Genomic DNA, 25,086 nt, shown 5'->3' on the forward strand with positions numbered 1-25,086 from the left:
GACCAAAATAAGTGGTTGATCCTCCATTGGCTAGGCTTTCGCAGGCAGATAAGACAAAAAGCCCTATTGAAGTGACAACGCGTGCCACCCCAATAGGGCCTTTCTTAGCTTGCCTGCGACTAGCTCTGCTTTTCTACCAGTCGCTTCAGCTTGTCATACGTTTGCTGCGACTGTGTGTGCTGACGCTCTACTTCCTGGCGCAACGCGCCAGTCAGCGTACGGTCGCTGAGCGCTTCTTTGTAGGCTTTCAGCGCCCACATCTCCCCATGAATGTTGGTGGCCAGAATCGTTTTTTCGCTGTGGCCGGTCACGGCAGCTGTCGCTTCCATGAAGCGACGGTAGATCTTGCCTTTAATTGTAGTGCCCTCTTCCCGCTCGCCGCCCTGCTGACGCAGGTGGTCGTTAAGCTCGCCCGCGAAGCGCTGGCTCTGACTTACCAGCTGCTTGTAGTAGCTGGTAAGCTCCGTGTCCTGGCTTTCGTCTACGGCCTTTTTGTAGCCTTCAATCCGGTCATTGACGAAGAGCAGCAGCTCTTGCAAGGTGTCGGCTTTTTTGTCGGTGCTCTTGCCTTTGGTGAGCAGATAGCCTACGCCCAGCGCAATGGCCGCGCCGCCAACTACCTTTTGGGTAGTGCTGAGCTTATTGTAGCCGGTGGTGGCTTTCGTGCCTATTTTTTTAACCGACTCGGGTAGCTGGCCGAGCAAATCGGGTACGCTACCTTCGTTGAGCCAGTTCTTGGCTTGGTCGAGCAGCTGGCCGGAGCCTTCCGACTGCTTTGACTTGCTATTTTGCGGAGATGATTGCTGTGGTTGGTTCATGACGTAATAAGTGATATTAATAGCAAGGCTTACGTTGGTCTGGGGTAAGTGGTTAAGTCCAGCTTACCAAATCAGCGAGCCGCCTGCACGCCGACCCGGTATTTTTTAGCAATTTCCACCGGCGATTTCTTTAGTCGGTATCTCAGAAAGACGCCTGCCAGGCGGTGAAACCTGCTAAGTGGCGCGCTATGCGAAACCTGGAAGCGGATAGGCAAAGCACTGGTCGTAGCAAAAAAATCTATCGGAAAAAAGAACCGAACTAACGTAAGCAGCACATGCAAAACCAGTCCGGGGGGCAAATTCAACGGCCGCAACCCCATATGTACCCCTTGGGCGATTCGGGTATCGTGCTGCACTTCAGCGACGTGTTTGATGCGCCCACTCAGCAAGCCATCCGGGCCTGCTGCGCCTGCCTGGACCAGCTCAACGTGCCCGGCCTGCTGGAATACGTGCCCGCCTACACCACGCTCACCATCTACTACAACCCGTGGCTGATTAGTCAGGAAGGCCGCTGCGATCCTTACGAACGCATGACGGAAATCATGGAGCAAATGCTGGCGCAAGCTCAGACGCCCGCCGCCGAATCAGCCCCCACCGTAGTCGAAATTCCCGTCTGCTATGGGGGGCAATTCGGGCCTGATCTGGAAGAGGTAGCCCGCAATGCCGGTCTGTCGGCGGCCGACGTTATCCGGCTGCACGGCCACGGGGAGTATGTGGTGGCCATGGTAGGGTTCGCGCCCGGCTTTCCCTACTTAGCGGGTCTGAATGAGCAGCTTGCGGCCCCCCGCAAAGCCCAGCCCCGGCCCCGGGTGCCCGCCGGCTCGGTGGGGATTGCAGGCCGGCAAACGGGCATTTACTCCATTTCCTCGCCCGGCGGCTGGCAGCTGATCGGCCGCACGCCCCGACGGATTTTCCGACCCGAGCATACTATTCCAAGCTTGCTGCGGGCGGGTGATCAGGTGCGCTTTGTGTCTGTGTCGGCCGCCGAATTCGAGCAGCAAAACGAGCATGAGTCTTAGTATTCTCAGCCCCGGCCTCCTGACTACGGTGCAGGATTTGGGCAGAATCGGCTACCAGAAGGAGGGCATCATCGTCAGCGGGGCCATGGATGCGCTGGCCCTGCGGGTGGCTAACCTGCTGGTAGGCAACGAGGAGAAAACCGCTGGTCTGGAACTAACGCTGCTAGGCCCTAAAATCCGGTTTGAAGCCGACCACCTTATCGCCCTGACCGGGGCCGGCCTGGCACCCACCATCAACGGGCAGCCGGTCAGAATGAGCCGGCCCATCTTCGTGCGGGCCGGTGGAGTGCTGCAATTTGCCCCCCAGGGTACTGGTTGCCGCGTGTATATGGCCGTGGCCGGGGGCATCGGGGTGCCGGAAGTGCTGGGTTCGTCTTCTACTTATCTGCGGGCTGGGATGGGAGGCTGGCAGGGCAGGGCCCTGCTAACCGGCGATGTGCTGCCCTGTCCGGGGCCAACGGAAATCACCAGGGAATTCTGGCAGACAATAGCCTCGGCTTCTTCTGCCAAAGCCTGGGCGCAAGCCACCTGGACTCCCAGCCCCGAGCTGTATCCGGCCCTACAAACCAGCCCCATTATCCGAGCGGTGCGAGGGCCGGAATACGACCTGTTCTCCGCTCCCAGCCAGGATGCGTTCTGGCGCCAGGAGTTTACCGTCACGCTGGCTTCTGACCGCATGGGCTACCGACTGCGCGGTGCCGGCGCGGCGCTGGCCCTGGCTCAGCCCCAGGAAATGCTTTCCTGCGCCGTACCCTTCGGCACGGTGCAGGTGCCCGCCGACGGCAACCCCATTATCTTGCTGGCCGACCACCAGACCACCGGCGGCTACCCACGCATCGCCCAGGCAATCACGGCCGATTTTTCGCCGCTGGCCCAGGTGCCGCCGGGGGGCAAAATTCGCTTTCAGGAAGTGTCGCTGGCGGAGGCGCAGCGTTTATTCTGTCAGCAGGAGCTGCATATCAGGCAGCTTCGGCAGGTGCTGAGACTTAAAAACGTGTAACAGAAATAACCAAAAAGGCGGTTATGCTGGATCTGGCGTCCGCTTGTCGAAGCATCTCTACTGAGTAGTAGCTCCAACGAAGCGGTAGAGATGCTTCGACAAGCGGACGCCAGATCCAGCATGACGTTCTATGTTAAACAAACACCCACATGAACCAACCGCTTACCGTCGATTTAAACTGTGATATGGGCGAAAGCTTCGGCGCTTATCGCCTGGGCCACGACGCGGCCATCTTGCCCTACGTGACTTCGGCCAATATTGCCTGCGGCTTCCACGCCGGCGACCCGGCCGTGATGCGTCAGACCGTGCGCTTGGCGCTTCAGCACCAGGTGGCCATCGGAGCCCACCCCGGCCTGCCCGATCTGGTGGGCTTTGGGCGGCGCGAGATGGCGGTTTCTCCCCAGGAAGCGTACGACCTGGTGGTGTACCAGATGGGAGCGCTGGGGGGCTTTTTGACGGCTGAAGGCGGCAAGCTGCACCACGTAAAGCCCCACGGCGCGTTGTACAATATGGCCGCCGTGAACGCGCCCCTGGCCGAAGCCATTGCCGAAGCCGCGTACCGCGTAAACCCCGAGCTGGTGCTCTACGGGCTGGCGGGCAGCGAGCTGACCAAAGCCGGCACCAGAATCGGCCTGCGGGTCGCCCACGAAGTATTCGCCGACCGCACCTACCAGCCCGACGGCACCCTGACCTCGCGCCGCCTGCCCGACGCCCTGCTCACCACCGCCGAGGAGGCCGCCCGGCAGGTCGTACGCATGGTAAAAGAAGGCACGGTTCGCGCCCAGCAGGGCTCCGACGTAGCTATCCGGGCCGATACCATCTGCCTTCACGGCGACGGTGCCCACGCCCTGGAGTTTGCCCGCCACATCCACCAAACGCTCCAAAGCCAGGGAATCAGCCTGCAAGCCACCTTCTCTAAAGCCGCCCAATGAAGCAGCCCAACCACCGGAGCGTGCTGCTGGGGGCCGCGTTTCTGATGGCTACCTCGGCCGTCGGGCCGGGATTTCTCACCCAGACCACCGTCTTCACCCAGACCCTGGGGGCCAGCTTTGGCTTCGTCATTCTGGCTTCTATCCTTATTGATCTGGGCGTGCAGCTCACCATCTGGCGCGTCATTGCCGTGTCCGAAATGCGGGCCCAGGATATTGCCAATACCGTGCTGCCGGGCTTGGGCACGTTTATCTCCATCCTGATCGTGCTGGGCGGCCTGGCCTTCAATATTGGCAACGTGGGCGGGGCCGGGCTGGGTCTGCAAGTGCTGTTCGGGATTCCCGTGGAGGTGGGGGCCGCGCTGGCCGCTGCCCTCACCATCGCCATTTTTCTGGTGAAGGAAGCCGGTAAAGCCATGGATCATTTTGCCCAGATCATGGGTCTGCTCATGCTCCTGATAATTGTGTACGTGGCCTTTACGTCCGCGCCGCCGGTGGGCGAAGCGTTAGTTAGAACGGTGGCTCCGACCAAGATAGACGTCATGGCCATCGTGACGCTGGTGGGCGGCACAGTGGGCGGCTACATCACCTTTGCCGGCGGCCACCGCCTCCTGGACGCGGGTATAAAAGGGCGCGCGGCCCTGCCCCAGGTCATGTCCAGCGCCGTATCGGGCATCACGGTCGCCTCTATCGTTCGGATTATGCTGTTTCTGGCGGCGCTGGGCGTGGTCAGTCAGGGGCTGCCGCTTGCCGCGGAGAATCCGCCGGCTTCGGTGTTCCGGCTGGCGGCCGGCGAGTTTGGCTACAAGCTGTTTGGCGTGGTGATGTTCGCGGCGGCCGTCACCTCCATTATCGGCTCGGCCTACACGTCAGTTTCCTTTATCAAATCCTGGCATCCCGGCATCAGGCGCCACGAAAACCGGGTCGTTATCGGCTTCATCCTCGTCTCTACCCTCATCTTCGTCACCATCGGCAAACCCGTCAGCCTGCTCATACTGGCGGGCGCACTGAATGGGTTTATTCTGCCCGTCACCCTGAGCACCATGCTGGTGGCGGCCTACCGCCAAAAAGTAGTAGGCGACTACCGCCATCCGCTCTGGCTGGCGGTGGTGGGCGTAGTGGTGGTGGTGGTAATGGCCTGGCTGAGCGGGCAGGTGTTCGTGCAGCAGATAGGCGGTTTGTTTAGCTGATGGGGTCAGCCTCTACGCGCTAGCCGGCGCTGGAAAGCCTCCAGAAATTGCCCTACGTGGTAGCCGTCGGCCAGGCCGTGGTGTACGTGTACCGACACGGGCAGCAGCCGGGTGGCACCATCGAGGTACACCTGCCCAAACGAAATCTTGGGGCAGCTGTCGGTGTGGCGGAAGCTGCGGGCGTGCGACAACGCCGTAAAGCGCACCCACGGAATAGCCGAACAATGGATCACGTCGGGGCGGGCGGTGGTATCGGAGAGGCACAGGCCGGTGCTTTGCTGTACCGCTTCTACTTCGCGGTTGGCGGCGGCCACAAAATCGGGTAGCGAGTCGTGTAGCTCGATGAAGGAAAAGCCGAACGTATGGTCGGGGCGGCCGATGGTGGCCGAGGCGTGGACGCGGTCGTAGCAAACCACCTGGTCGCCCTCGATGCGGTAGCGGAATTCCTCCACTTCCTGCGCCGCCTGCAACGACTGGTACAGGTAATACAAAAAGAAGGAAACGCCCAGCCGCCTGGCTTCGGTATAGGCCTGGGTGCAGTCTACCGGAGCGGTCAGCCCAAAAAACGGCTCATCGAAGGTTGAGAAAAATGCGAAATGCTCCCGGCGGGGCCAGTGGGCAAGGTCAAGCAGCTGTTTCATGAGCCGCAAGTTCGGTAACTTGGTCCAGGTTTAAATCAAGCATCACGCTGTCATGACTGCCCCGCCCGGATTGATACCGTGCACCAGCCTTGGTCACGAAAGCCTACCTTGCTACTTCTTCTTTAACGCTCATCCATGCTTCCTGCACCGTGGTACAGTTTGATCGGCGTGCGCGCGACCGAGGTTAAAACGGTATGGCTATTCTTTCTGCATAACTTTTTGCTGGGCATCGGTACCATCCTGGTGTACGTGTCGGCTAACGTTATCCTGCTCGAAAACAACCCCGAGCGCAATCTGCCGCTGGCCTACGGCCTGGCTGCGCTGGCCATGATGGGAGCGGGTAAGGCCTACACCTATTTCGAGCATCGGTTGCCCTTGCAGCGTCTCGCCGTGCGGGTGCTGCTGGCCGTGGTGGCGTTTACGGGCGTAATCAGCGTGCTGGTGGCCGTGGGCAGCTCCGTGGCGGCGGCCGTGGCTATTATGGCGGGGTATCGGGTTATTTATCTGCTTACTAATCTGGAATTTTGGGGCGTGTCGGCGGTGGTGTTCGACGTGCGCCAGAGCAAGCGCCTGTTTGGCCTGATCGGCTCCGGTGATATGCCGGCTAAGGCCCTGGGGGCCATTTTGGCGCTGCTCGTGCACGCCCACACCGATTTGCTGTTTCTGCTGTTGCTGGCTTTTGGTGCGTATGTGGGGGCCTTGTACACCTTGCGCGCTACGCTCAGTTCGCACGCGGTAGAAGCGCGGCCCACCCCTCGACCCCAGCGTCTGACCGGCTTGGCCCCAGGCTTGCAGCGCTGGTTCGGCGAGAGCCAGCTGGTTCTGTCTACCTGCCTGAGCATCACGGCTATATCGGCCGTTACGGCGGGCGTGGAGTATTCTTTTTTCGTTAACGTCAAGCACAAGTTTCACGACCAGGCCACGGTGATGCGCTACGTCAGCAGCGTACTGATAATCACGTATCTGCTGGCCATGATCTTTAAAATGCTGCTCTCGCAGAAAGCCCTGGAGAGGGTCGGGATTCGCCGGATGCTGGTGGCCCTGCCCGCAGCTTTGCTGGTCGGATTGCTGGTATTTGGGGCTTTGTGGCAGGGTGGAGCCAATGATTCGGTGCTGTTGCTCTACTTCTGTGGCTTGTATCTGGGCCTGGAAGTGCTGCGCCGCGCCGTATTCGACCCGGTTTTTCTGGTGCTGTTCCAGCCTCTTTCGCCCCCCGAGCGCCTGCGGGCGCACACGCGGGCCAAGGGCTTCTATGAGCCGTTGGGAATGGCGCTGGGGGGCATTTTGTTATTTATGCTGCACGACCAACCTGCTCTGAGCGCGTGGGCTCCCTTTGTCTGGATGGGTTTGTTTGCTGCCGGAGCCTTGTTCTTCGTGCACCGCACCTACGGCCACTACATGGCTGAGCTGCAACACGCCTTGGGGCGTCGCTTTGGCAATTCTGCTGCTACCGAAACCCTGCCCGATGAGCTGCTGTCAGAGGACCAGCTGTCGGTGGGCCTCGCCGAAATTCCAGAGCTGATCGAGGCGCTCCAGGACAAAACCCAACGACGAGCGGCCACGAGGCGGCTCCGGCAACTCGGTCCGGCGGCCCTGCCGGAGCTGCTCGAAACGTTGAGCGTGCCCGATACCAGCGACGTGCTGGTCCGGCGCGTCGCCCAGCTCTGCGCCCGGCTGCCGGCTAGTCGGGAGGCGCTGGTGGCACTGACCCGGCAACCCAACCTGCATCGCCGCGAAACAGCCCTCCGGGCTTTGCGCAATTTTGCCCCCCAGTCAGTCGAGACGCCACTATTTCAGGCCCTGGTGCAGGAAGAAATGCGCTTAGCCCAACAACTGCTGCACGGCCTGGCTGCCGTCACCCACGACGAGCTGCGCCGCTGCCTTCAGTATGAGCTTACCAAAGTGCAGCAGCGCATTTTTGGTTTGCTGCTGCTGCTCTACTCACCCCAGCTTATTGCCGATGCCCAGCGCGGTATCGCGCACGCGGCCCGCGAGCGGCAAGCCAACGCCCTCGAAATACTGGACAATATCATTCCGCGCGCGCTCTACCAGGGCCTCCAGGCTCTGCTCGATGTGGGGCCGATAGCGGAAAAGGTGCGCGTATTCGATCAGGTGTTGGGGCCGGGAAGTCATTCGGCGCGCGTAGTGCCTTTTATTATTGAGAAAGGAGAAGCAGCTTTCTCCGACTGGACCATCAGCGTGGCGCTGCGGCACTGGCACGCCGAGCCCCGCACACTTACCAGCGTGTTGCCGTATATTCATAGTACCAGCTTGCTTGTTCAGGAAAGTGCCTTCTTTGTGCTGAGAAAGCTATCGGAGCGCCAACACGAACTGTATAAACAGCTTACGGACGCTGAGCCTGCTTTACCTGCCTTGCTTATGAGCCACACCCACGCTATCACCGCTACCATCTCGGCCCGCGACCGGGTGCATATACTTCAGCAAACGGCCTTGTTTGCTGAAACGCCCGAGAACGTGCTGAGCAGCATCGTGCCCATTATGCGGGAGGTAAGCTTCCTCGATGGGCAGCAGATTTTTGCCAAAGGCGACCTGGGTACTTCGCTCTTTATCGTGTACGGGGGCGAAGTTGGGATTTTCAATGGCTCCCAGCACCTCACCACTTTCCGCAAAGGCGACTTCTTCGGCGAGCTGGCCCTGCTCGATGCCGAGCCCCGCTCCGCCTCCGCCGTCGCCCAGGGCGCAGTAGTCGCTTTCCGCCTCGATCAGGAAGATTTCTACGATGTAATGGAGGAGCGGAGCGAAGTGCTGCGCAACATTCTGCGGGTACTCTGCCAGCGCCTGCGCCGGCAGAATGAGAAGATGCAAACCCAGCCTCCACTCAGCAATCCAGCCTGATGCTGGGAGTAAATTTGCCCCCCGGCGGAGGATAACTCCCAAACAATTGGTTTGCCGCAGCGCGGCGATAGGTTTGTAGCAGACCCAACGTCATTTAGCCAAAAGCCGCATAGGGGCGACAGAAACGTCAAGCGTTTCTGTCGCCCCTATGCGGCTTTGATATTTCCTCGGCCTACTTTCTACAAACCTGCCGCCGCTATGCGGCTACCTCGTGGCTTAAATCAGACGCGAACCTACTATTCCATTTTAAACGCAGCCTCATGCACGTCCCGGGAATTAGTGCCAACAAACACTTGAAAGTCGCCGGGCTCGGACACGAACCTCAGCTCGTTGTTGTAGAACTTCAAGTCGTCAGGGGTGAGGCGGAAGGTGAGGGTTTTGCTTTCGCCTTTTTTCAACGCCACCTTCTGGAAGCCTTTCAACTCTTTTACGGGCCGGGAAATGGAGCCAACCATGTCGCGGATGTAGAGTTGGGCAGTTTCCTCGCCGTCGACGTTGCCGGTGTTGCGCACCGTTACGCGCACTTCCAGTGACTCATTCTGCTTGATTGTTGTTTTGCTCAACTCTGGCTTGCCGTAGCTGAACGTGGTGTAGCTCAGGCCGTAGCCGAAGGGATACAGCGGCTCGTTGCTCACGTCCAGGTAGCGCGACTTGTATTTGTCGAGCTTGTCGGTGCCGTTGAAGGGGCGGCCGGTGCTTTTGTGGTTGTAGTAGAGGGGCACCTGGCCCACCACCTGCGGAAACGTTGCTGTGATTTTGCCCGATGGGTTATAGTCGCCAAATAGCACATCGGCAATGGCGTTACCGCCCTGTGTACCCGAAAACCAGGTTTCCAGGATGGCATCGGCGTTTTGGTTTTCCCAGCTCAGCGCCATCGGGCGGCCGTTCATGAGTACCAGCACCAACGGCTTGCCAGTCTTTTTCAGGGCTTTCAGCAATTCCAATTGCTGGCCGGGCAAGGTAATGTCGGCGCGGCTGGCCGCTTCGCCCGTCATGCCCTGCGACTCGCCTACGGCGGCTACTATTACATCAGCATTTTGCGCGGCTTGCACCGCTTCCTGAATCATAGCTTCTGGGGTGCGTTTGTCGATGTTCAACTCGCCGCCGTGGGCGTTCAGGCGCTCAATCATCTGCTGATCATCGGTGATATTCGCGCCCTGGGCGTACACGATTTTTACGCCGTTGCCCGCCACGTTTTTGATGCCCTGCTCCAATGAAACGGCCTGCTTCCAGTCGCCGGCCCCGCTCCAGCTGCCGATCATGTCGCGCTGCCGGTTGGCCAGCGGACCTATAAGTGCAATCGTACCGGTCTTTTTGAGGGGCAAGGTGTTCTTGTCATTCTTGAGTAGCACCAGGCTCTTACGGCTGATGCTACGAGCGTCAGCGATGAACTCTTTCTTCATCATGGTCGCCTTAGCGCGCTTTTCCGTCACGCCGCGGTAGGGGTCCTGGAATAAGCCAAGCTTGTATTTGGCCTCCAATACCCGACGGCAGGCGAGGTCAATCTGCTCCTGCTTCACGGTGCCGGCTTTCAGGTTCAGGGCCAGATTTTTCAGGAAAATCTCACCCACCATATCCTGATCGGTGCCCGCGTTCAGCGCCAGGGCTGATACCTGCGCGTCGTTGCCCATGCCGTGGGCGGTCATCTCGTTGATGGCGGTGTAGTCGGTGGCTACGAAGCCGTTGAAGCCCCACTGCGTGCGCAGCAGGTCGGTCATCAGCCACTTGTTGCCCGTGGCGGGTATGCCGTTGATATCATTGAAAGACGTCATGACGGAGCCCACGCCGGCTTCTATAGCAGCTTTGTAGGGGGGCAGGTACTCGTTATACATGCGTACCAGGCTCATGTCGGTGGTATTGTAGTCGCGGCCGGCTTCGGCGGCGCCGTAGAGGGCAAAGTGCTTGAGGCAGGCCATCACGTTAGCGGGCTTACTCATGTCGTTGTCGGGGCCCTGGTAGCCGCGCACCATGGCGCGGGCAATCTGCGCGCCCAGGTAGGGGTCTTCGCCGGCACCTTCGGCAATGCGGCCCCAGCGCGGGTCGCGGGCAATATCGACCATGGGCGAGTACACCCAGTTGATGCCGTCGGCGGCGGCTTCCTCGGCCGCGATGCGGGCGCCGCGCTCCATGGCGGGCATATCCCAGCTGGCGGCCATACCCAGCGGAATCGGCAAGATGGTGCGGTGCCCATGAATGACGTCGTAGCCCAGAATCAGCGGAATCTTCAGGCGCGATTCTTTCACGGCCAGCTCCTGGAGCTTGCGCGCGGCCACGGGCGTGTAAGTGTTGAGCACCGCGCCCACATTGCCCTTGCGGATGTTGGCGTCCACGTCCTTGCTTACCACCGGACCCGTCACATCGAAGCCCACCGACACCAGATTCAGCTGCCCGATTTTCTCCTCCAGGGTCATCTTCTGCATCAGGTCTGCCACAAACTGATTCATCTTCTGGGTATTGACGCTGGAAGGCGGAGCAACAGCGGTCTGGGCTTGCAGCGCCGGGCTCAGCAGAAGCCCCAGGGACAGAAGCAGGGCGGTGCGGAATGTTTTTTTCATGGGGGAAAATGAGGAATAGAGGTCGATGCTTTAAGCAAGAACGGTGTAGAGACACATACTTGTGTCTCATCATTGAACGGGCGGAGCTGTGCTCTTTAAAAATAACAACGCTAACAACGACGAGACACAAATATGTGTCTCTACAGCGCTTTCACCACGGGAACTCTTGGGGAAATGCCGTTTTCGTTGAGGGCTTCGATGGTGAAATAATAGGGCTGGTCCTTGTCCATGCCTTTGAAGTAAAATTCGTTCTGGCCGTGGACCATAAGGCAGCTGTAAAGCTTGTCGGGGCGGCTGCCGACGTGGATGTTGTAAGCGTAGGCGCCGTCCACGGACGTCCACTTCAGCCAGGCGCTGCGCTTGTCCTTTTCCGTTCGCAGCACCACGAAGCCCCGCACCGGATTAGGTGCAGACCCACTGCCCTGCCCAAACACCCGCAAGCCGCTGATGGCGAATTTGCCGGTGGGCATATGCACGTTTTCGAGCTTGAGGTAGCGCGTTCGCACCGGCGCGCTTAGTTCGATATAGTCGTGGGGCACGTCGGTCTGGTTGCGGCTCTTGTCTACCAGCAGCTTCCACCTGCGGCCGTTTTCGGAATGCCAGAGCTTGTACTGGTGATAAATGCCCCGCTGCTTGCCCAGAAAGCTGGAGTCGGCGTCCTGGTCGGCGTAGTTGAGCTGGATGGCATAGACGGTGCTCAGGCCGCCCAGGTCGGTCTGCACATACTCGCCCCGGTTGCCGGTGGCCGCGCTCCAATAGGTTTTGATGCTCTCATCGACGGCGTAGTTGGGCAAATAGCCCCCCAGCGTGCTCGACACCCGCACCGGCTTCTGGTAGTTGAGCAGCATCCAGCCCGCGAAGCGACTTTTGAGGTGGTCTTCGGGGCCGGTGGGTAGGAAATGCGGGTAGTCGCCGAAGGTGGTATTGGTATAGAGCACGCCGTCCTGGTCGAAGCCCGCCGGCCAGAGCCCCAGCCGCCGCTCGAAGTTGTTTTTGACCGCCACGACCATCGTAGAGAGGTGCCACCAGTTGCCGAACGTATCCTGAAACGTGTTGCCGTGACCGGCCCCGCGGGCAAAGCCGCCGGGCTTGTAGGCAAACGGATTGTGGGCCTGGAGCGTGAAGGGCCCCAAGGGCTGGTCGCTGACCTGCACGCCGTCGGCGTAGCCGCTGAATTCGGTGCCGGGCGCGCCGTACTGGAGGTAGTATTTGCCGTTGTGCTTGTTCATCCAGGCGCCTTCCATAAACGGGTCGAGGAAGGTGTTGTCGAGGTATTCGCCGAAGCGCTGCCAGCCAAACCGCTCGTCATTCAGCCCAAACATCTCCTTGGGTTGCCCAATAGGCTGGAAGGTTTTGCGACTGATCTGCTGGCCGTAGAGCGGGAACTCATTCGAGCTGCCCCAGTACAGATACAGCTTGCCATCATCATCCAGAAAAAAAGCGGGGTCCCAGGCCCCGATCTGGAAGGGCTCCACGGCTTCTTTCCACTCATTGGCCTGGGGGTTGGTGCTCATCCAGATCGGGAAGTTCTTCTCGTGTGTCGAGCCGAATACCAGCAGCGTATCACCCAGCACGAACACGGCCGGGGCGCACAGATCGTCATACACCTTATGCTGGGGCTTGAGGAAGGAGCGCGCCACGAACTTCCAGCCGTACAGGTCTTTGCTGTGCCAGTAGCCCCACTGGTTGGTCGAGAACAGGTAATAATCGCCCTTGAAGAGCGTGATAACCGGGTCGGCGGTGGCGCGGTGCCGGCCAGCCTCCGAGAAGTTGGGGATGGGCGTGTAGCCGTAGTCCAGGTTCAGCGGGTTGCAGTACGTCCGCTGGCCGGGGCTGGCGGTGGGCTGAGCTTGCGTAAAGAAGCTCAGCAACACGGCAAAGCACAAGAGCAAGGTTCTGAGCATAAAAAAACGTCTGTCATGCAGCGCAGCGCGAAGCATCTCGCGTGTTTGGTTGCAATGGTAATCCAGCGGAGCGAGCGAGATGCTTCGCGCTGCGCTGCATGACCTTCTTTGGTGTTATTTCTTGATCTGTGGACTTTCAAACCCTAGTTTGGTGAGGCCGCGCTGCACGTCGGGGCTACTCATAAAGAGCTTCCAGAGCAGGCCGGTGCGGTGGTTTTCAATCATGACCACGATAGGGCCCTGGTCGATGGCGAGGTGCGACTTGGCGTACCAGTTGTGGTGCTCGCTAAAGCCATCCACGAAGCCATACTCACTCCAGATGTTGTCGCCCAGGTCGTGGTAGAAGTGCTTCAGCGCCGCCATAGATTCTGCCGGCGCGTAGGGCATGGCCGACAGGGCGGCGGTGGGCGAAATCACGCCCAGATCCTCGGTGGGCGAGTGGGCCGCGTAGCCTTTGTAGCTGTCGGAAGCAGTGAGGCCCCAGCTGTTCGGGCCGTAGCCCTTGTACTTCTTCGGGTTATCGACGCAGTAAGCATAATTGATGCGGGTGTGGGCCTGGTTCTGCTGCATATAGTCGGCGTACTGATCTTTCAACCCCCGTGGATCAAGGCCCAGGAAAGAGTAGTGCGAGAAAAACAGCGGCCCGCCGTAATCAAAGCCCAGGGGCAGCTTCGTCTTATAGAACTCCTTGCCATTCTTGAAGTAGTCGCCGGTGGCCCAGCCCTGGTCGTACACCTTTTTGTCGATGGCAAACTTGGGTGAGGAAGCGGCCAGCACGTAAGTGATCAGGCACTCATTCCAGCCGTGAATCTGGTGGTTCATGCTCCAGCCGTTGTTGGGGCTCCAGTGCCAGTAGAGCACATTTTGCCCCCCTTGAGTGTGCCAGCTCCATTCTACGCCTTCCCACAGCCACAGAATGCGGTTACGCAGTTCCTGCTCGGTTTTGGTTTCCTGGGTGAAGTACTGGCGGGCGCAAATCAGACCCTCAAACAGAAAGGATGTCTCCACCAGATCGGCCCCGTCATCCTTCTGACTAAAGCGAATCACCTTGCCCGTGGCCCCGTTCAGCCAGTGCGGAAACACCCCGTGAAACGAATCCGACTTCTCCAGAAACTTCACGATTTTGAGGATGCGCGCCGCCGCCTCTTCCCGCGTTATCCATTTCCGGTCGGCCGCCACGATGATGGCCATGACGCCGAAGCCCGTGCCGCCGGTGGTCACTACCTCGCTGCCGTACTCGTAGGCCACGTTGCTGCGCTCGCGCGCCATACCCGACACGGGGTGCCCAAAGTCCCAGAAATACCGAAACGTCTGGCGCTGCACCTGGTCCAGCAGTTGCTCATCAGTGAGGTTGCGGGGGCGTTGGCGCGGGTCAAACTTGGTGGTCTGGGGGGCTTTTTTGGGGGCAGGCTTTTGCTGGGCGGTTAAAAAGCCAGGCAGCAGACACAAGAGTAGGAGGAGTTTTGCTTTCATAGAGAGTCTTTGAATAGAGCACCTTTTGCCCCCCAACGGGACCTCACCCCCTAGCCCCCTCTCCAAAGGGAGAGGGGGAACTAGCTCTAAAAAGTTAGAGACTAGTAAAGAGAGCTAGAAAACTAAAAGCTAGTTCCCCCTCTCCCTTTGGAGAGGGGGCTAGGGGGTGAGGCTTCGTTGAGCAATCCTAATACCCCGGATTCTGCGTCAATTGCCCCCCGCTCAGGTCAATCTGGGGCTGGGGGATGGGGAACAGCTCATGCTTGCCTTTCACAAACGTTTTGCCCTGAGCCGCGAAAATGGGGACGATGCGGCCGGGCTGCACGCTCTCCTGGCGCACCAGGTCGAAGAAACGGTCGTGTTCGAGGGCCAGCTCCACGCGGTGCTCCTGCCAGATCTGCAGAAGCGTGGGGGCCGGAATGGCGGCCAGGCCCGCCCGACGCCGCACCAGATTCAGGCTGGTAGCGGCGGCGGCAGTGTTACCAATCTGCCGGGCAGCCTCGGCGTTGATGAGCAGGATTTCGGCGTAACGCAGCACCCGGATATTCTTGGGCAGGAAGTCGTTGTTGCCGCAGCTGGCCTCGCGGGTGCGGCTGTGGTAAGCCTTATAGCTGTAGCGAAAGTTTTCAACCGAATCTTTGCTCGGAATGCGGAAGCCGTCCCACAGCACGGTGCCGGTGGAGCGCTGCCCTGCGGGAGCAGTTGGCTGGATGAAAATGATGGTGCCCGCCCGCCGTACGTCGTTCGGCTCGTAGGCATTGACTAGTGACGTGGTGGGGTTATTAAAGCCGAAACCCAAATCGGCCCACCCACCCCGGCCCCCCGAGCGTGGCCCCTGCGACACGGTGTACAGCTCCACGGCCGAGTTGTTGCAGGCAGCATTAACGCCAGCCTGCACTTCAAAAATAGATTCGGAGCCATTGGCACCAGCCGTACGCCAAATTTCCGCGTAGTTATTCTGCAACGCGTACGCTCCTGACCGGCCCTGAATAATCTCGTTAGTTAAATCGTAGGCCTGCTGGTAGTTTTTGCGATATAGATACACTTTGGCCAGCATGCCCTGCGCAGCCGCTTTGGTGGCGCGACCCGTCTGCGTGGCACCTTTCAGCGGTAGGTTATCAGCGGCAAATTGTAAGTCGCTGATGATGAAGTCATAGATAGCATCGGCGCTGGCTCGCTGCTGAAATTCCGGACTGTTAATTTCCGACGTCTGGGGCACCCGATCAAGCAGGGGAACACCTCCGAAAAGACGCACCAAGTTGAAGTAGAAGTAGGCGCGCAGAAAGCGAACCTCGCTGATCAGGCGGTTCTTATCGGCCTCCGGGGCCGGACTCAGCGGAATTTTATCCAGGGCCTGATTGGCGCGCCCCACGGCCTGAAAGTAGCCGTTCCAGGAGTTGTTGACGGTGCCGTTAGTCGCGGTGAGCGTAAAGTTGTCTACCGTGAGAGCATCGGTGTAGTCGTTCGGCGTGCTGCCTTTGTCCGAGTCGTCGGAGGCAATATCTGTCAGGATAACGTACTGTAAGCCATGTACATCGGGGCCAAAGCCCCCCAGATACATCACGTTGTACACGCCGTCGACCAACTTTTGAGCGGCCGCCGGGTCATTGCGGATGGCGTCTTCGCTAAGCTGGCCCTGCGGAGCCACATCGAGGAAATCTTTGCAGCCGCTGGCTACCACCATGGTCAGGGCCAGGGCAGCCGTACCGATGCGGCGTGGGAGGGAAGTAGGAAGTTGGAAGGACATCGGCGTAGCTTATTTGAAGTTGACGTTTAGCCCCAGCGTGATGGTGCGGCTAATGGGGTAAGAGCTCGTAGAGGCAGTGAAGCTGTCAATACCTGAGTCCAGAGGACCGCCCGCCAGCTCCGGGGAAAAGCCGCTGTAGTCGGTCACCGTAAACACGTTCTGGGCTGAGGCGAACACCCGCAGTGAAGTCATGCGAAAGCGCTCCAGGACCGGCGCGGGCACCGTGTAGCCTACTACCAGGTTGGTGAGGCGTATAAACGACCCCGACTCCAGGAAGTAGGTCGAATTGGGCATGCCGCTCATCAGCGCCCGTGGGTCGGAGCTGGATGGGTTAGCGGCCGTCCAGCGGTCGTTGGCAAAGCTGGCTTCCACGTTGTCGGTGGCCGAGTTGCGGGCCTGTTTCTTGGCGTTGTACACCTTGTTGTTCAGGTTACCCGAAAACACGAAAGACAGGTCCACATTCCGGAAATTTAGCCCCCCATTGATGCCGTAGTAAACAGGCGGCTGGTAGGAGCCGAAATAGGAGCGGTCGAGTAGGTCAATCACATTGTCACCGTTGCGGTCGGCGTATCGCAGGTCACCGACCTGGGGCGTGCCGAAGGTAGAGCGCGGCCCGCTGGCAATTTCATCAGCCGATTGGTACACGCCAATGGCATCGAGCAGAAAGAAGCTGCCGGCGGCCACGCCATTGTCGGAGCGCGTCACGAGGTTGGCACCCGCAAACAGGGCCTGCCCGCCGTTCAGGTTGGCGATGCGGTTTTTGTTGAAGGTAGCATTCACCCCAATGTTATAGCTCCAGTCGGGGCTGTCGCCGATGCTCGTGCGCCAGTTCAGGCCCGCTTCGATACCCTTGTTGGTGATGTCGGCGGCGTTGGTGATAAACTGGTTGTTCGGGTCGCCGAGGATGCCGGGAATGTTGATCGGAATCAGGGCGTCGGAGGTGGTCTTGTCGTAGTAGGTTACTTCGCCGGTCAGGCGGTTGTCGAGCAAGCCAAACTCCACCGCGAAGTCATACTCGGTGGTGGTTTCCCAGCGCACATCCTGGTCTTTGATATCTGTGATGGTGGCGCCTAATATTGGCTGACCATTAAAGACATACGGAATATTCGAGTTAGCCGTCACAATGTAGGTGTCGGCCGGAATCTGGTCGTTGCCAAGCTGGCCGTAGCTGGCGCGCAGCTTCAGGAAGTTCAGCACCGTGTTGCCTTTCAAAAAGGACTCATCCGAAATGACCCAGCCCAAGCCCACTGAAGGAAAAAAGCCGTTGCGCTGGTCGCGGTTAAACCGCGATGTCGCGTCGTGGCGCAGGTTGGTGGTGAAGAGGTAGCGGTCCAGAAAGGCGTAGTTGATACGGCCCAGATACGATATGCGGCGGTCCTTGGAAGCTGCCGATCCGTTCACCGACGTATTTGGGTCACCGGCATTGATGTACCACTGGTTGGGGTCGACGGGCACGTCGCGACGGCCAGCCGTAAACGCATTATCGAGTCCTTCCTCAATCACGTTACCGACCAGTACGGTCAGGTTGTGCTTGTCATTGAAGCGCTGCTGAAACGTGGCCGTATTTTCCCACAGGTAGCGGTAGTTATTATTCTGGTTTACGTTCAGGTTGCTGCGGTCCAGGCGCTGGTTGCCGCCGGCCGTCAGAAACGTCACCTCATCGTTGCGGTACTGGTAGTCATACACGCGGCGGTTGTTGTAGTTCAGGTCCACGTTAATGGCCGAACGCAGCGTAAGCCAGGTCACAGGCTTTACATCGACGCCCACGTTGCCCTGCAAGCGATTTTCCAACGACTTGTTATCGTTTTTCTCGATGTCTAATACCGGGTTGCCCACGTTGCCGAAGGCAGACGTGTTGCCGTAGCGGTCGCCCACTTTGGCCGGAATAATCGGCGCCGCGCGGTAGGCGTTGCCGTAGGCCGAGCCGATGTTCACGTCGCGGGTGTTGGCATGGCTAAAGGACGCCTGAGAGCTGATCGTGACCTTGTCGGAGAGGTCAAAGGCGGTATTGGAACGGACCGTGAGGCGCTGGAATTTATTATTGATAACAATACCGTCATCCTGCAACAGGTTGCCGGAGAAGTAGTACCGCACGTTCTCGCTCGCTCCCGAGACGGCCAGGTTATGGTTCTGGAAAGTGCTACGGCGCAAAATCTCGTCGTACCAGGTGGTGGTGCCCGAGAAATCGGGAATTTTGGTGTCGGGGGAGGTGTCGCCGAGGTAATTTACGTACTGCTCGGCGCTGGCCATATCCACAAGGCGGGCCGCCTGCTTGAAGCCGCCGGTGGCGCTGTAGCTCAGCACGGGCTTGCCTTCTTTGCCCTGCTTGGTAGTGATAATAATAACGCCATTTGCCCCCCGGACGCCATAAATGGCCGCCGCTGAGGCATCTTTCAGCACGTCGATGGTGGCAATGTCGGCGTTGCTCAGGTTACGGATATCGGTGGTCTGCACGCCGTCCACGACGTAGAGCGGATTAGCACCGGCCAGCAGCGTACCCGTTCCCCGAATACGCACGACCGGCTGGGAGTTTGGTGCACCGTTGTTGGTGATTTGCACCCCCGCAATCTTACCCTGCAAAGCCTGCGTAGCGGTTTGCACGGGCTGATTGACGATTTCGCTGCCTTCTACCCGCGCTATGGCCCCGGTCAGGTCGCGCTTGGCTTGGGTACCGTAGCCCGTTACAACCACCTCACCCAAAGCCTGTGTATTGGGAGCCAGATTAATGTCGATGGTGGTGCGGCTGCCGATAACTACCTCCTGCGGGTTGTAGCCCACGAAGGAGAAAACCAGCGTGCTGTTATCCGGGGCGGTGATGGTGTAGCGACCTTCCGGGTCGGTGCTGGTGCCGTTGGTGGTGCCTTTTACGACCACGTTCACGCCGGGCAGGCCCCCGCCTGTTTCATCAATCACGCGGCCGGTTACGGTCACATCGGCTGGCGTTTGTGCCAAGGAAACAATAGTCGCGGCCTCTGCGGAAGCGTAGGCCGGGGCGCTACTGGCGCACAAAACAGCCCCCAGTCCCGCCAGGGCCGTGAGCTGCTTAACCCACCTGGGAAGCCCAGGAAAATGTAGAGGAGGGAGCATATAAGTGAAGGGTTTTGGGGTGGGAGATGGAAATCAGGGGAATACCTCAGATGCTAGGTTTTACTTAGAAAAGGTGACCGATGCATCAATCGTCAGCTGTAACTGCAACTAGGTCAGGAAGAACCCGCAAACGTTTGCGGGTCTCTGCCAAAACGTGATTTCACTGTTTAATACTTGGCACTGAAAACGACGAATTAATTCTTCTGCATTCCGCATTAGGCGGCAGTGGTGTTGACCTTGCCTCCTTCGCACGGAGGTTATTCAAACGATAGGCGGTGAATCAAGAAAACACGCAACCATTTGCTCATCACTTAGGAGAGTCGCAGTAGGCTGGGTGGGGGGCTTTTCGAATAGCCTGAACTCTGCATCTTCCCTTACCCAGCAGATCGGTACTTGGTATCGGCTGTTTGTTTTATTTAGAGCGAGAGAAGCAAACAAACCCAGCCGTAAAAGCAGTACTGCTGTACACTCAGTAAGGTTGTGTTTAAGAGGCATTATATGAGCGCGGAAAAGGCACGAAAAAAGGTTGGCGAGTTCATCGCCAACCTAAGTGCTTACCGTGCCTCACGCCGCGCAGGCTGAGAATCAGGGCTTAGGGCGAAAAAAGCCCCCCGGCGTGGTTCTCAGCTACCTTTCCAGCTTAAAGTCTTTGTCTAAAGCAGGCCGCTCTTTTTGGTTGGCTACGGCCCAGCCGGTGAGGTAAATCCAGCGCGTAACAGCAGTCAGTTTTTGGATATTGATGCGCTCCGGCTCGTCTTCGGGCGTGTGGTAGTCCTTATGCAGCAGCGTCGTGTAGCAGATGGCCGGGATATTGAGGCGGGCGTAGGAAAGATGGTCGGAACGGAAATACCAGCCTTCCGGGTGGCTAGGCTTGTCCCAGAGCGTATCAAGCTTGAATTGCGCGGTGGCCTGGTTGGCGGCCAAAGCGGTATTTACCAGGCTCAGCGAGTTGCGGTGGGGCGGCTGCGAGCCCAGCAGCGCAGCGCTATCGGGGGCGTTGCGGCCCAGCATTTCGGCATTGAGCACCGCCACGATGGACTCGCGGGGCACGGTAGGATTGGCCGCATAGTAGCGCGAACCCAGCAACCCACGCTCCTCGGCCCCGTGAAACACGAACAAGGCTGTGCGCTTGGCCGGCTTCTGTTTGAAAGCGCGCATGGTAGCGAGCAAGGCCGCACAACCCGTAGCGTTGTCGTCGGCACCGTTCCAGATGGAGTCGCCGGCCACGATTTTGCGCACGCCGTCGTGGTCCTGATGGGTGCTGAACAGCACGTTTTCCTTCTTTAGCTGCGCATCGGTGCCAGGCACGGTCGCCACAATGTTTACCGATGGATAAGCAAAGGTTTCCACCTTCAGGGTGGCCGTCAGCTGCTGGCCGGGCTGGCGCACCCAGGCCAAAGCCTCGGCCGGCAGCCAGATGGTGGGGGCCTGCTCCACGACGCGGGTAGTAGCCTCCCCCGGCAAGCTGTAGCGGCCACGCTCATAGCTAGTGGTCCAGCGTTCGTACAGGTCCTGGGCCCGCGCATCCGACACGAAAACAACGGCCACGGCTCCCGCCTTCACCAGTTCCACCGACTTATCGCGCATGGTCTGCCCTACAAACCGACGGTAGCTCAGGTCAGCCGACGGCGCACCCGAAAACAGGATGGCTACGGCTTTGCCTTTTACATCGACATTAGCCATTTCGGCGCCAGTGCCGGTGCCCACAAATACCAAGGGGGCATTTATGGTCGCCACGCCGGGGGCCAGAATCATGGCATCCTTGCCGTGGGTGAGCTGGTGGGTGCCGATGCTCAGGCGGCTGTCTTTGGTGAGGCGGGTGCGCTGAATATGGAAGAACTGGAAGTAAGTGCCATCGTCGCCGGCCGGTTGGAGGCCAATGGCGCGGGCCTGCTCGGCTATCCAGACGGACGCTTTCAGCTCATCCAGCGTACCGCCCTCGCGGCCCCGGAAATGGTCGCCGCCAATGGCGAACAAGTCGCGTTTTATGTCCTCCTCCTTAATGGCCGAGCGCTTATCGCCGGCAAATGGGCCGCGCTGGGCGAGGGCTGGGCCGTTGCTAAGCAGCAATAAGCCTACTGGCAGGAGAAGGCGGGAGAGTAAAAGGTGTTTCATAGAAATTTGAGTAAGACGCTAATAGCGCGGAACGGATTTCCGCGCTACGCCACGACCTCGTAGGTCATGATGGGTTTCGACTTGTTCTTCAGGCTGACCTCACCCACCTGCCGGCACTGAAACGACTCTTTGATCTTGTTATACGTATTCTCGGTCACGATAATCTGGCCGGGATGGGCAGTACCTTGCAGCCGTTGGCTTACGTTTACGGTGTCGCCGATTACGGTGTAGTCCAGGCGTTTAAGCGAGGCGGAACCGATGTTGCCGGATACCATTTCGCCGGTGTTGATGCCAATGGATACCCGTGGCTGGTAAGCCGAGCCATCGGGGAGGGTGCCAGGACTGGCAGCCAGCAGGCTGCGCACCGACAGAGCCGCGTCGATGGCGCGGTCGAGGTGATACTCGCCCCGGAAAACGGCCATTACGGCGTCGCCCATAAACTTGTCGATGTAGCCGCTGTGCGAGATAATCTCGCGCACCATCTGGTCGAAGTAAGTATTGAGCATGTTCACCACGTCGCCGGGGGGCAAAACTTCCGACAGGGAAGTGAAACCGCAGATATCGATGAAAACGACCGTGGCGTCTATCGTCTCGCTGGCCAGCAGCTTGTTCTCGAAGCCGGGGCGGGCCATAAAGTTGAGCACCGTCTCGTCCACGTACATTTTCAGGATGTTGTTTTCCTGAATAGCTTGCAGGGTTTCGCGCAGCTGCTTTACCTGTACGATGGTTTTTTCGATAGTAAGCTCTAAATCGTTGAAATCAACGGGCTTGCACACGAAGTCGAAAGCGCCGCGGTTCATGGCCGTGCGGATGTTCTGCATATCGCCATAGGCCGACACCATCACTGTTTTGATAGCAGTGTGCGCATCGTGGAGCTTGGTAAGCAGGGTCAGCCCATCCATTACGGGCATATTGATATCGGAAAGAATAATGTCCGTATCAGGGTTTTCGGCCACGCGGGTGAGGGCTTCCTGCCCGTTGCTGGCAAACAGAAACTCGTAGTGATTCTCCCGGATTTTACGCCGGAATTTCTGCTTGATCAGCAGCTCTAAATCGGCTTCGTCGTCTACAACTAGAATCTTTGTTTTCATGCCTTGTCCATGGAAATCAACTTTTCCTTCAAGGCTGAGAAATCAACTGGTTTGGTTAGGAAGTCATTGGCTCCCAGTTGCATGGCCTGTTTGTGGCTTTCCTGATCGGCATAGGCCGTAATCATCATCACCGTGGGCGGGGGCGGGGCGGGGTGCTCCTGCTTGATGCGCCGGAGCAGCTCCAGGCCACTCATGCCGGGCATGTTGATGTCGGATAAGATCAGGACAACCTCCGAGAAGTGGTCATGCAGGTACTCAAGGGCCGCCTCGCCCGAGTAGGCAAAGGTGAAGGAGAACACGCCGCTGCGGATTTCCCGCCGAAAACGCTGCTCAAATAGTTGGCGCACGTCTGGCTCATCATCAACTACTAATATTTTCATCATGGCGAAGGTAGTACTACTGGAAGATGATTTTGTCCTTAAAGTGGCAAATAAATACTCGGTCAAAATGAGGGACTATGTTTTTAGAAAGCAGCCGCTCTGCCAGCCATCCTCACATACGGCCGCGAAGGCCAGGAAAGGCGGCATGTAACAACTGCAACCATAGGCGTATGTTGCAGCAGGGAAGCGGCGCGGCGTACAACATATGGTCCGCTTTGCTATACGGTTTGAATATAGCTTAGATAAGGCTGTGAGGCAGAAAGGTAGTTGATTGCCGGGGCCCGATTCCGGGCCTTGGCCGGGGTGAGGAGGACCAGAGGGCGCGTTCGGCGAGGCAGTGAAAGACGGGGCCGCGGGGTTATTGGCTGCGGCTGATTCCATTTGGCTTTCTTTGCGGAGCTGGGGGGCTTTTTTGAACTTAGGGGCCATAATTAGGCAACTCCGTCGGAGCTATCCGCCGTATGCTACTGTTATAACACCATGACCGAAACCGACCCCTTTCGCCGCCCCGATCTGCTGCGCCTGCCCTACGACGACTACCGCGCCCTGCCGGCCATTGCCAACTCCGACCTCTCGCGCCTGCGCGACGCGCTGAACGGGCGCTACCAGAAGCCGGCGTCTATGGCCGGCGCCCTGGGCCTGGGCACGGCCTTTCACACGGCCCTGCTGGAGCCGGCTTTGTACGAGCCCGGCCTGCCCGGCATCAACGATACCCTGATCTGGTGGATGGTGGAAGGCGTGCAGCTCAACCCCGAGATAAAGCAGCTGCTGGCCACCGGCGTGCCCGAGCCGAGCTGCATCTTCACCGAGCCCACCATTGGTACCGTCTGCAAGCTGCGCGCCGACCTGGTGGTGCCCGAAACCGACCGCGGCTACACCATCATCGACTTCAAGACCACCAACGCCCGTGACTACGACCACTTTCTATGGCAGTGCTCGGGCTACGACTACGACCGCCAGGCCGCCTTCTACCTCGACGCCCTCCGCGCCGACCGGTTTCTGCTGGTAGGCGTGCAGAAAGTGGAGCCCTTCAAACTCTTTACGGTAGAAGTATCGCGGACTATGCTGGGGGAAGGCCGGGCCAAATACCTGCGCTTACTGCACCTGCTGAAGCCCCAGGCCGGCGTGCCCGCTTACTTGTCAGAAGCCGTGCGCGATATTACCGAAGGGCTGAATGGAGAGTAAGCTGGCTGTAACGTAGCGTCCCGTACCTGGAATTGCTCCCGGAGCCTGAATGCGCTAGCCGGTTTGGGCCGTGATGTTCTGCACCTCAAACCCTGCCGCCCCCAGCGCGTCCCGGATGTCTTCCGGGGTCGGGGCATTGGGGTGCGTTACGGCCACTTCCGCTTCGCCGGGCTCGATGCGGTCCACCAGCAGCTTTAACTCCGTAAGCTGCTGGCGCACCCGGCCGATGCTGTCGGTATCGTTCATGGCATCAATCTGAATGACGTAGCGGACCAGCTGGTTCGGGTTGACGTTGGGGGTAGGGGTGTCCATACGATTATCTGGAGAGGAGATGAAGTAGATAGCTTACTGAATCTGCCAGCCGCGTGTTATGTTGAGCTTAGGCTGAGACTGCTGTTCAGGCATCATACGTAATCGCGGCGACTTCCACCACTTCCTCCTTCGGGCCCAGGCGCAGCGCGACGCGTTGCTCCAGCGTTGCCCCCTGCACGGCCCTGGCGATGGGTGCCACAAAGGCGATTTTGCCTTCCGCGATGGAAGCTTCATCTACCCCAACCAGCGTGAATTTTCGCTCCATGCCAGCCTTGTCGCCGCTTACCGTGCGCAGCGTGACCGTGGCGCCGAAGCGTACCTCATGGGTGGGCTGCTGGCGCGGGTCCACGACTTTGGCGCTGGCAATGCGGGCGGTGAGGTCGCTCAGGCGCCCGTTGAATAAGCTAAGCTGGCGGGTGCGGTCAGCGTCATTGTCACGGTTGGCTTCGGCTTGGGCGCGTTCCGCTTCCAGGGCCGTCAGCTCGGCACGCAGCAGCTCCAGGCCGCGGGGCGTCACGTAGTTGGGCGTGCCAGGGGGCAAGGCCGCGCGGGGCGGAATAATGGGTGGCTGCTGGGCGTCGTCTTCTTTGGTAAATGCTCGGCTCATGCTGCTTACTAACGCAGCACAAAAAAGGGAGTTTCGAACCGGGTTCTGGGGGGCTAATAAGGGGCAAAAGTACCACATCGTAGCGTATGCATAGTATATGGTTGGAGCCCTTACCCTTTTATGCCGCAGGAATTATAATTCTACAAACTCCGCCAATCGCTTTTGTCTTTTCAGAGA

The 25,086-nt window shown here is 59.0% G+C and carries 18 protein-coding genes; 6 read left to right on the forward strand and 12 right to left on the reverse strand.

Annotated features, from left to right (window positions below; genetic code table 11):
* Positions 1-119: 119 nt before the first annotated feature.
* Complete coding sequence (locus B9A24_RS14830) at positions 120-818, reverse strand: PA2169 family four-helix-bundle protein (protein WP_084446807.1); 699 nt, start codon at positions 816-818, stop codon at positions 120-122.
* A gap of 275 nt (positions 819-1,093) precedes the next feature.
* Between B9A24_RS14830 and pxpB the strand changes: the two genes are divergently transcribed.
* The 4 genes from pxpB (at position 1,094) to B9A24_RS14850 (ending at position 4,956) form a co-directional block, all read left to right on the forward strand.
* The gene (gene pxpB, locus B9A24_RS14835) at positions 1,094-1,837 is read left to right on the forward strand and encodes a 5-oxoprolinase subunit PxpB (RefSeq protein WP_084446808.1); all 744 of its coding nucleotides are present in this window, start codon (positions 1,094-1,096) and stop codon (positions 1,835-1,837) included.
* Positions 1,827-2,837, forward strand: a complete 1,011-nt coding sequence (locus tag B9A24_RS14840; RefSeq protein ID WP_084446809.1) for a 5-oxoprolinase subunit C family protein — start codon at positions 1,827-1,829, stop codon at positions 2,835-2,837. Before pxpB ends, B9A24_RS14840 begins: the two co-directional genes overlap by 11 nt.
* A gap of 149 nt (positions 2,838-2,986) precedes the next feature.
* The gene (locus tag B9A24_RS14845; RefSeq protein ID WP_084446810.1) at positions 2,987-3,769 is read left to right on the forward strand and encodes a LamB/YcsF family protein; all 783 of its coding nucleotides are present in this window, start codon (positions 2,987-2,989) and stop codon (positions 3,767-3,769) included.
* Positions 3,766-4,956, forward strand: a complete 1,191-nt coding sequence (locus B9A24_RS14850; protein WP_084446811.1) for an NRAMP family divalent metal transporter — start codon at positions 3,766-3,768, stop codon at positions 4,954-4,956. Before B9A24_RS14845 ends, B9A24_RS14850 begins: the two co-directional genes overlap by 4 nt.
* A 5-nt stretch (positions 4,957-4,961) precedes the next feature.
* Here B9A24_RS14850 and B9A24_RS14855 read toward each other — a convergent pair whose 3' ends face one another.
* The gene (locus tag B9A24_RS14855) at positions 4,962-5,597 is read right to left on the reverse strand and encodes a chloramphenicol acetyltransferase (protein WP_084446812.1); all 636 of its coding nucleotides are present in this window, start codon (positions 5,595-5,597) and stop codon (positions 4,962-4,964) included.
* A 135-nt stretch (positions 5,598-5,732) separates the two neighbouring features.
* Between B9A24_RS14855 and B9A24_RS14860 the strand changes: the two genes are divergently transcribed.
* Positions 5,733-8,453: a cyclic nucleotide-binding domain-containing protein gene (locus B9A24_RS14860; protein ID WP_084446813.1), complete on the forward strand. Its 2,721-nt coding sequence runs from the start codon at positions 5,733-5,735 to the stop codon at positions 8,451-8,453.
* A gap of 236 nt (positions 8,454-8,689) precedes the next feature.
* Here B9A24_RS14860 and bglX read toward each other — a convergent pair whose 3' ends face one another.
* The 8 genes from bglX to B9A24_RS14900 all read right to left on the reverse strand — a co-directional run bounded on the left by bglX (position 8,690) and on the right by B9A24_RS14900 (position 22,805).
* Positions 8,690-11,008: a beta-glucosidase BglX gene (bglX, locus tag B9A24_RS14865; protein ID WP_084446814.1), complete on the reverse strand. Its 2,319-nt coding sequence runs from the start codon at positions 11,006-11,008 to the stop codon at positions 8,690-8,692.
* Between the two features lie 140 nt (positions 11,009-11,148).
* A complete protein-coding gene (locus B9A24_RS14870) occupies positions 11,149-12,912 on the reverse strand; it encodes a family 43 glycosylhydrolase (protein WP_084446815.1) in 1,764 nt (587 codons plus the stop codon).
* Positions 12,913-13,026: 114 nt separating this feature from the next.
* Complete coding sequence (locus B9A24_RS14875) at positions 13,027-14,385, reverse strand: glucoamylase family protein (RefSeq protein ID WP_084446816.1); 1,359 nt, start codon at positions 14,383-14,385, stop codon at positions 13,027-13,029.
* Between the two features lie 187 nt (positions 14,386-14,572).
* Positions 14,573-16,132 (reverse strand): RagB/SusD family nutrient uptake outer membrane protein, encoded by a 1,560-nt coding sequence (locus B9A24_RS14880; protein WP_200813930.1) that lies wholly within the window; start codon positions 16,130-16,132, stop codon positions 14,573-14,575.
* Positions 16,133-16,141: 9 nt separating this feature from the next.
* Positions 16,142-19,219 (reverse strand): SusC/RagA family TonB-linked outer membrane protein, encoded by a 3,078-nt coding sequence (locus tag B9A24_RS14885; RefSeq protein ID WP_084446817.1) that lies wholly within the window; start codon positions 19,217-19,219, stop codon positions 16,142-16,144.
* Positions 19,220-19,846: 627 nt separating this feature from the next.
* Positions 19,847-21,334: a M28 family peptidase gene (locus tag B9A24_RS14890; RefSeq protein ID WP_084446818.1), complete on the reverse strand. Its 1,488-nt coding sequence runs from the start codon at positions 21,332-21,334 to the stop codon at positions 19,847-19,849.
* 44 nt (positions 21,335-21,378) lie between these two features.
* Positions 21,379-22,425: an adenylate/guanylate cyclase domain-containing protein gene (locus B9A24_RS14895; protein WP_084446819.1), complete on the reverse strand. Its 1,047-nt coding sequence runs from the start codon at positions 22,423-22,425 to the stop codon at positions 21,379-21,381.
* On the reverse strand, positions 22,422-22,805 hold the full coding sequence (locus tag B9A24_RS14900; RefSeq protein WP_200813934.1) for a response regulator: 384 nt from the start codon (positions 22,803-22,805) through the stop codon (positions 22,422-22,424). The genes B9A24_RS14895 and B9A24_RS14900 overlap by 4 nt, the downstream gene beginning before the upstream one ends.
* A 480-nt stretch (positions 22,806-23,285) precedes the next feature.
* Between B9A24_RS14900 and B9A24_RS14905 the strand changes: the two genes are divergently transcribed.
* The gene (locus B9A24_RS14905) at positions 23,286-23,990 is read left to right on the forward strand and encodes a PD-(D/E)XK nuclease-like domain-containing protein (RefSeq protein ID WP_084446821.1); all 705 of its coding nucleotides are present in this window, start codon (positions 23,286-23,288) and stop codon (positions 23,988-23,990) included.
* 54 nt (positions 23,991-24,044) lie between these two features.
* On the opposite strand, the gene B9A24_RS14910 is transcribed toward B9A24_RS14905, so the two are convergent.
* Both B9A24_RS14910 and B9A24_RS14915 read right to left on the reverse strand, forming a co-directional pair.
* The gene (locus B9A24_RS14910; protein ID WP_084446822.1) at positions 24,045-24,302 is read right to left on the reverse strand and encodes a hypothetical protein; all 258 of its coding nucleotides are present in this window, start codon (positions 24,300-24,302) and stop codon (positions 24,045-24,047) included.
* 85 nt (positions 24,303-24,387) lie between these two features.
* On the reverse strand, positions 24,388-24,909 hold the full coding sequence (locus tag B9A24_RS14915) for a GreA/GreB family elongation factor (protein ID WP_084446823.1): 522 nt from the start codon (positions 24,907-24,909) through the stop codon (positions 24,388-24,390).
* Positions 24,910-25,086: the final 177 nt, after the last annotated feature.

This window comes from Hymenobacter roseosalivarius DSM 11622 (genome assembly GCF_900176135.1).
Taxonomy (GTDB): Bacteria; Bacteroidota; Bacteroidia; order Cytophagales; family Hymenobacteraceae; genus Hymenobacter; species Hymenobacter roseosalivarius.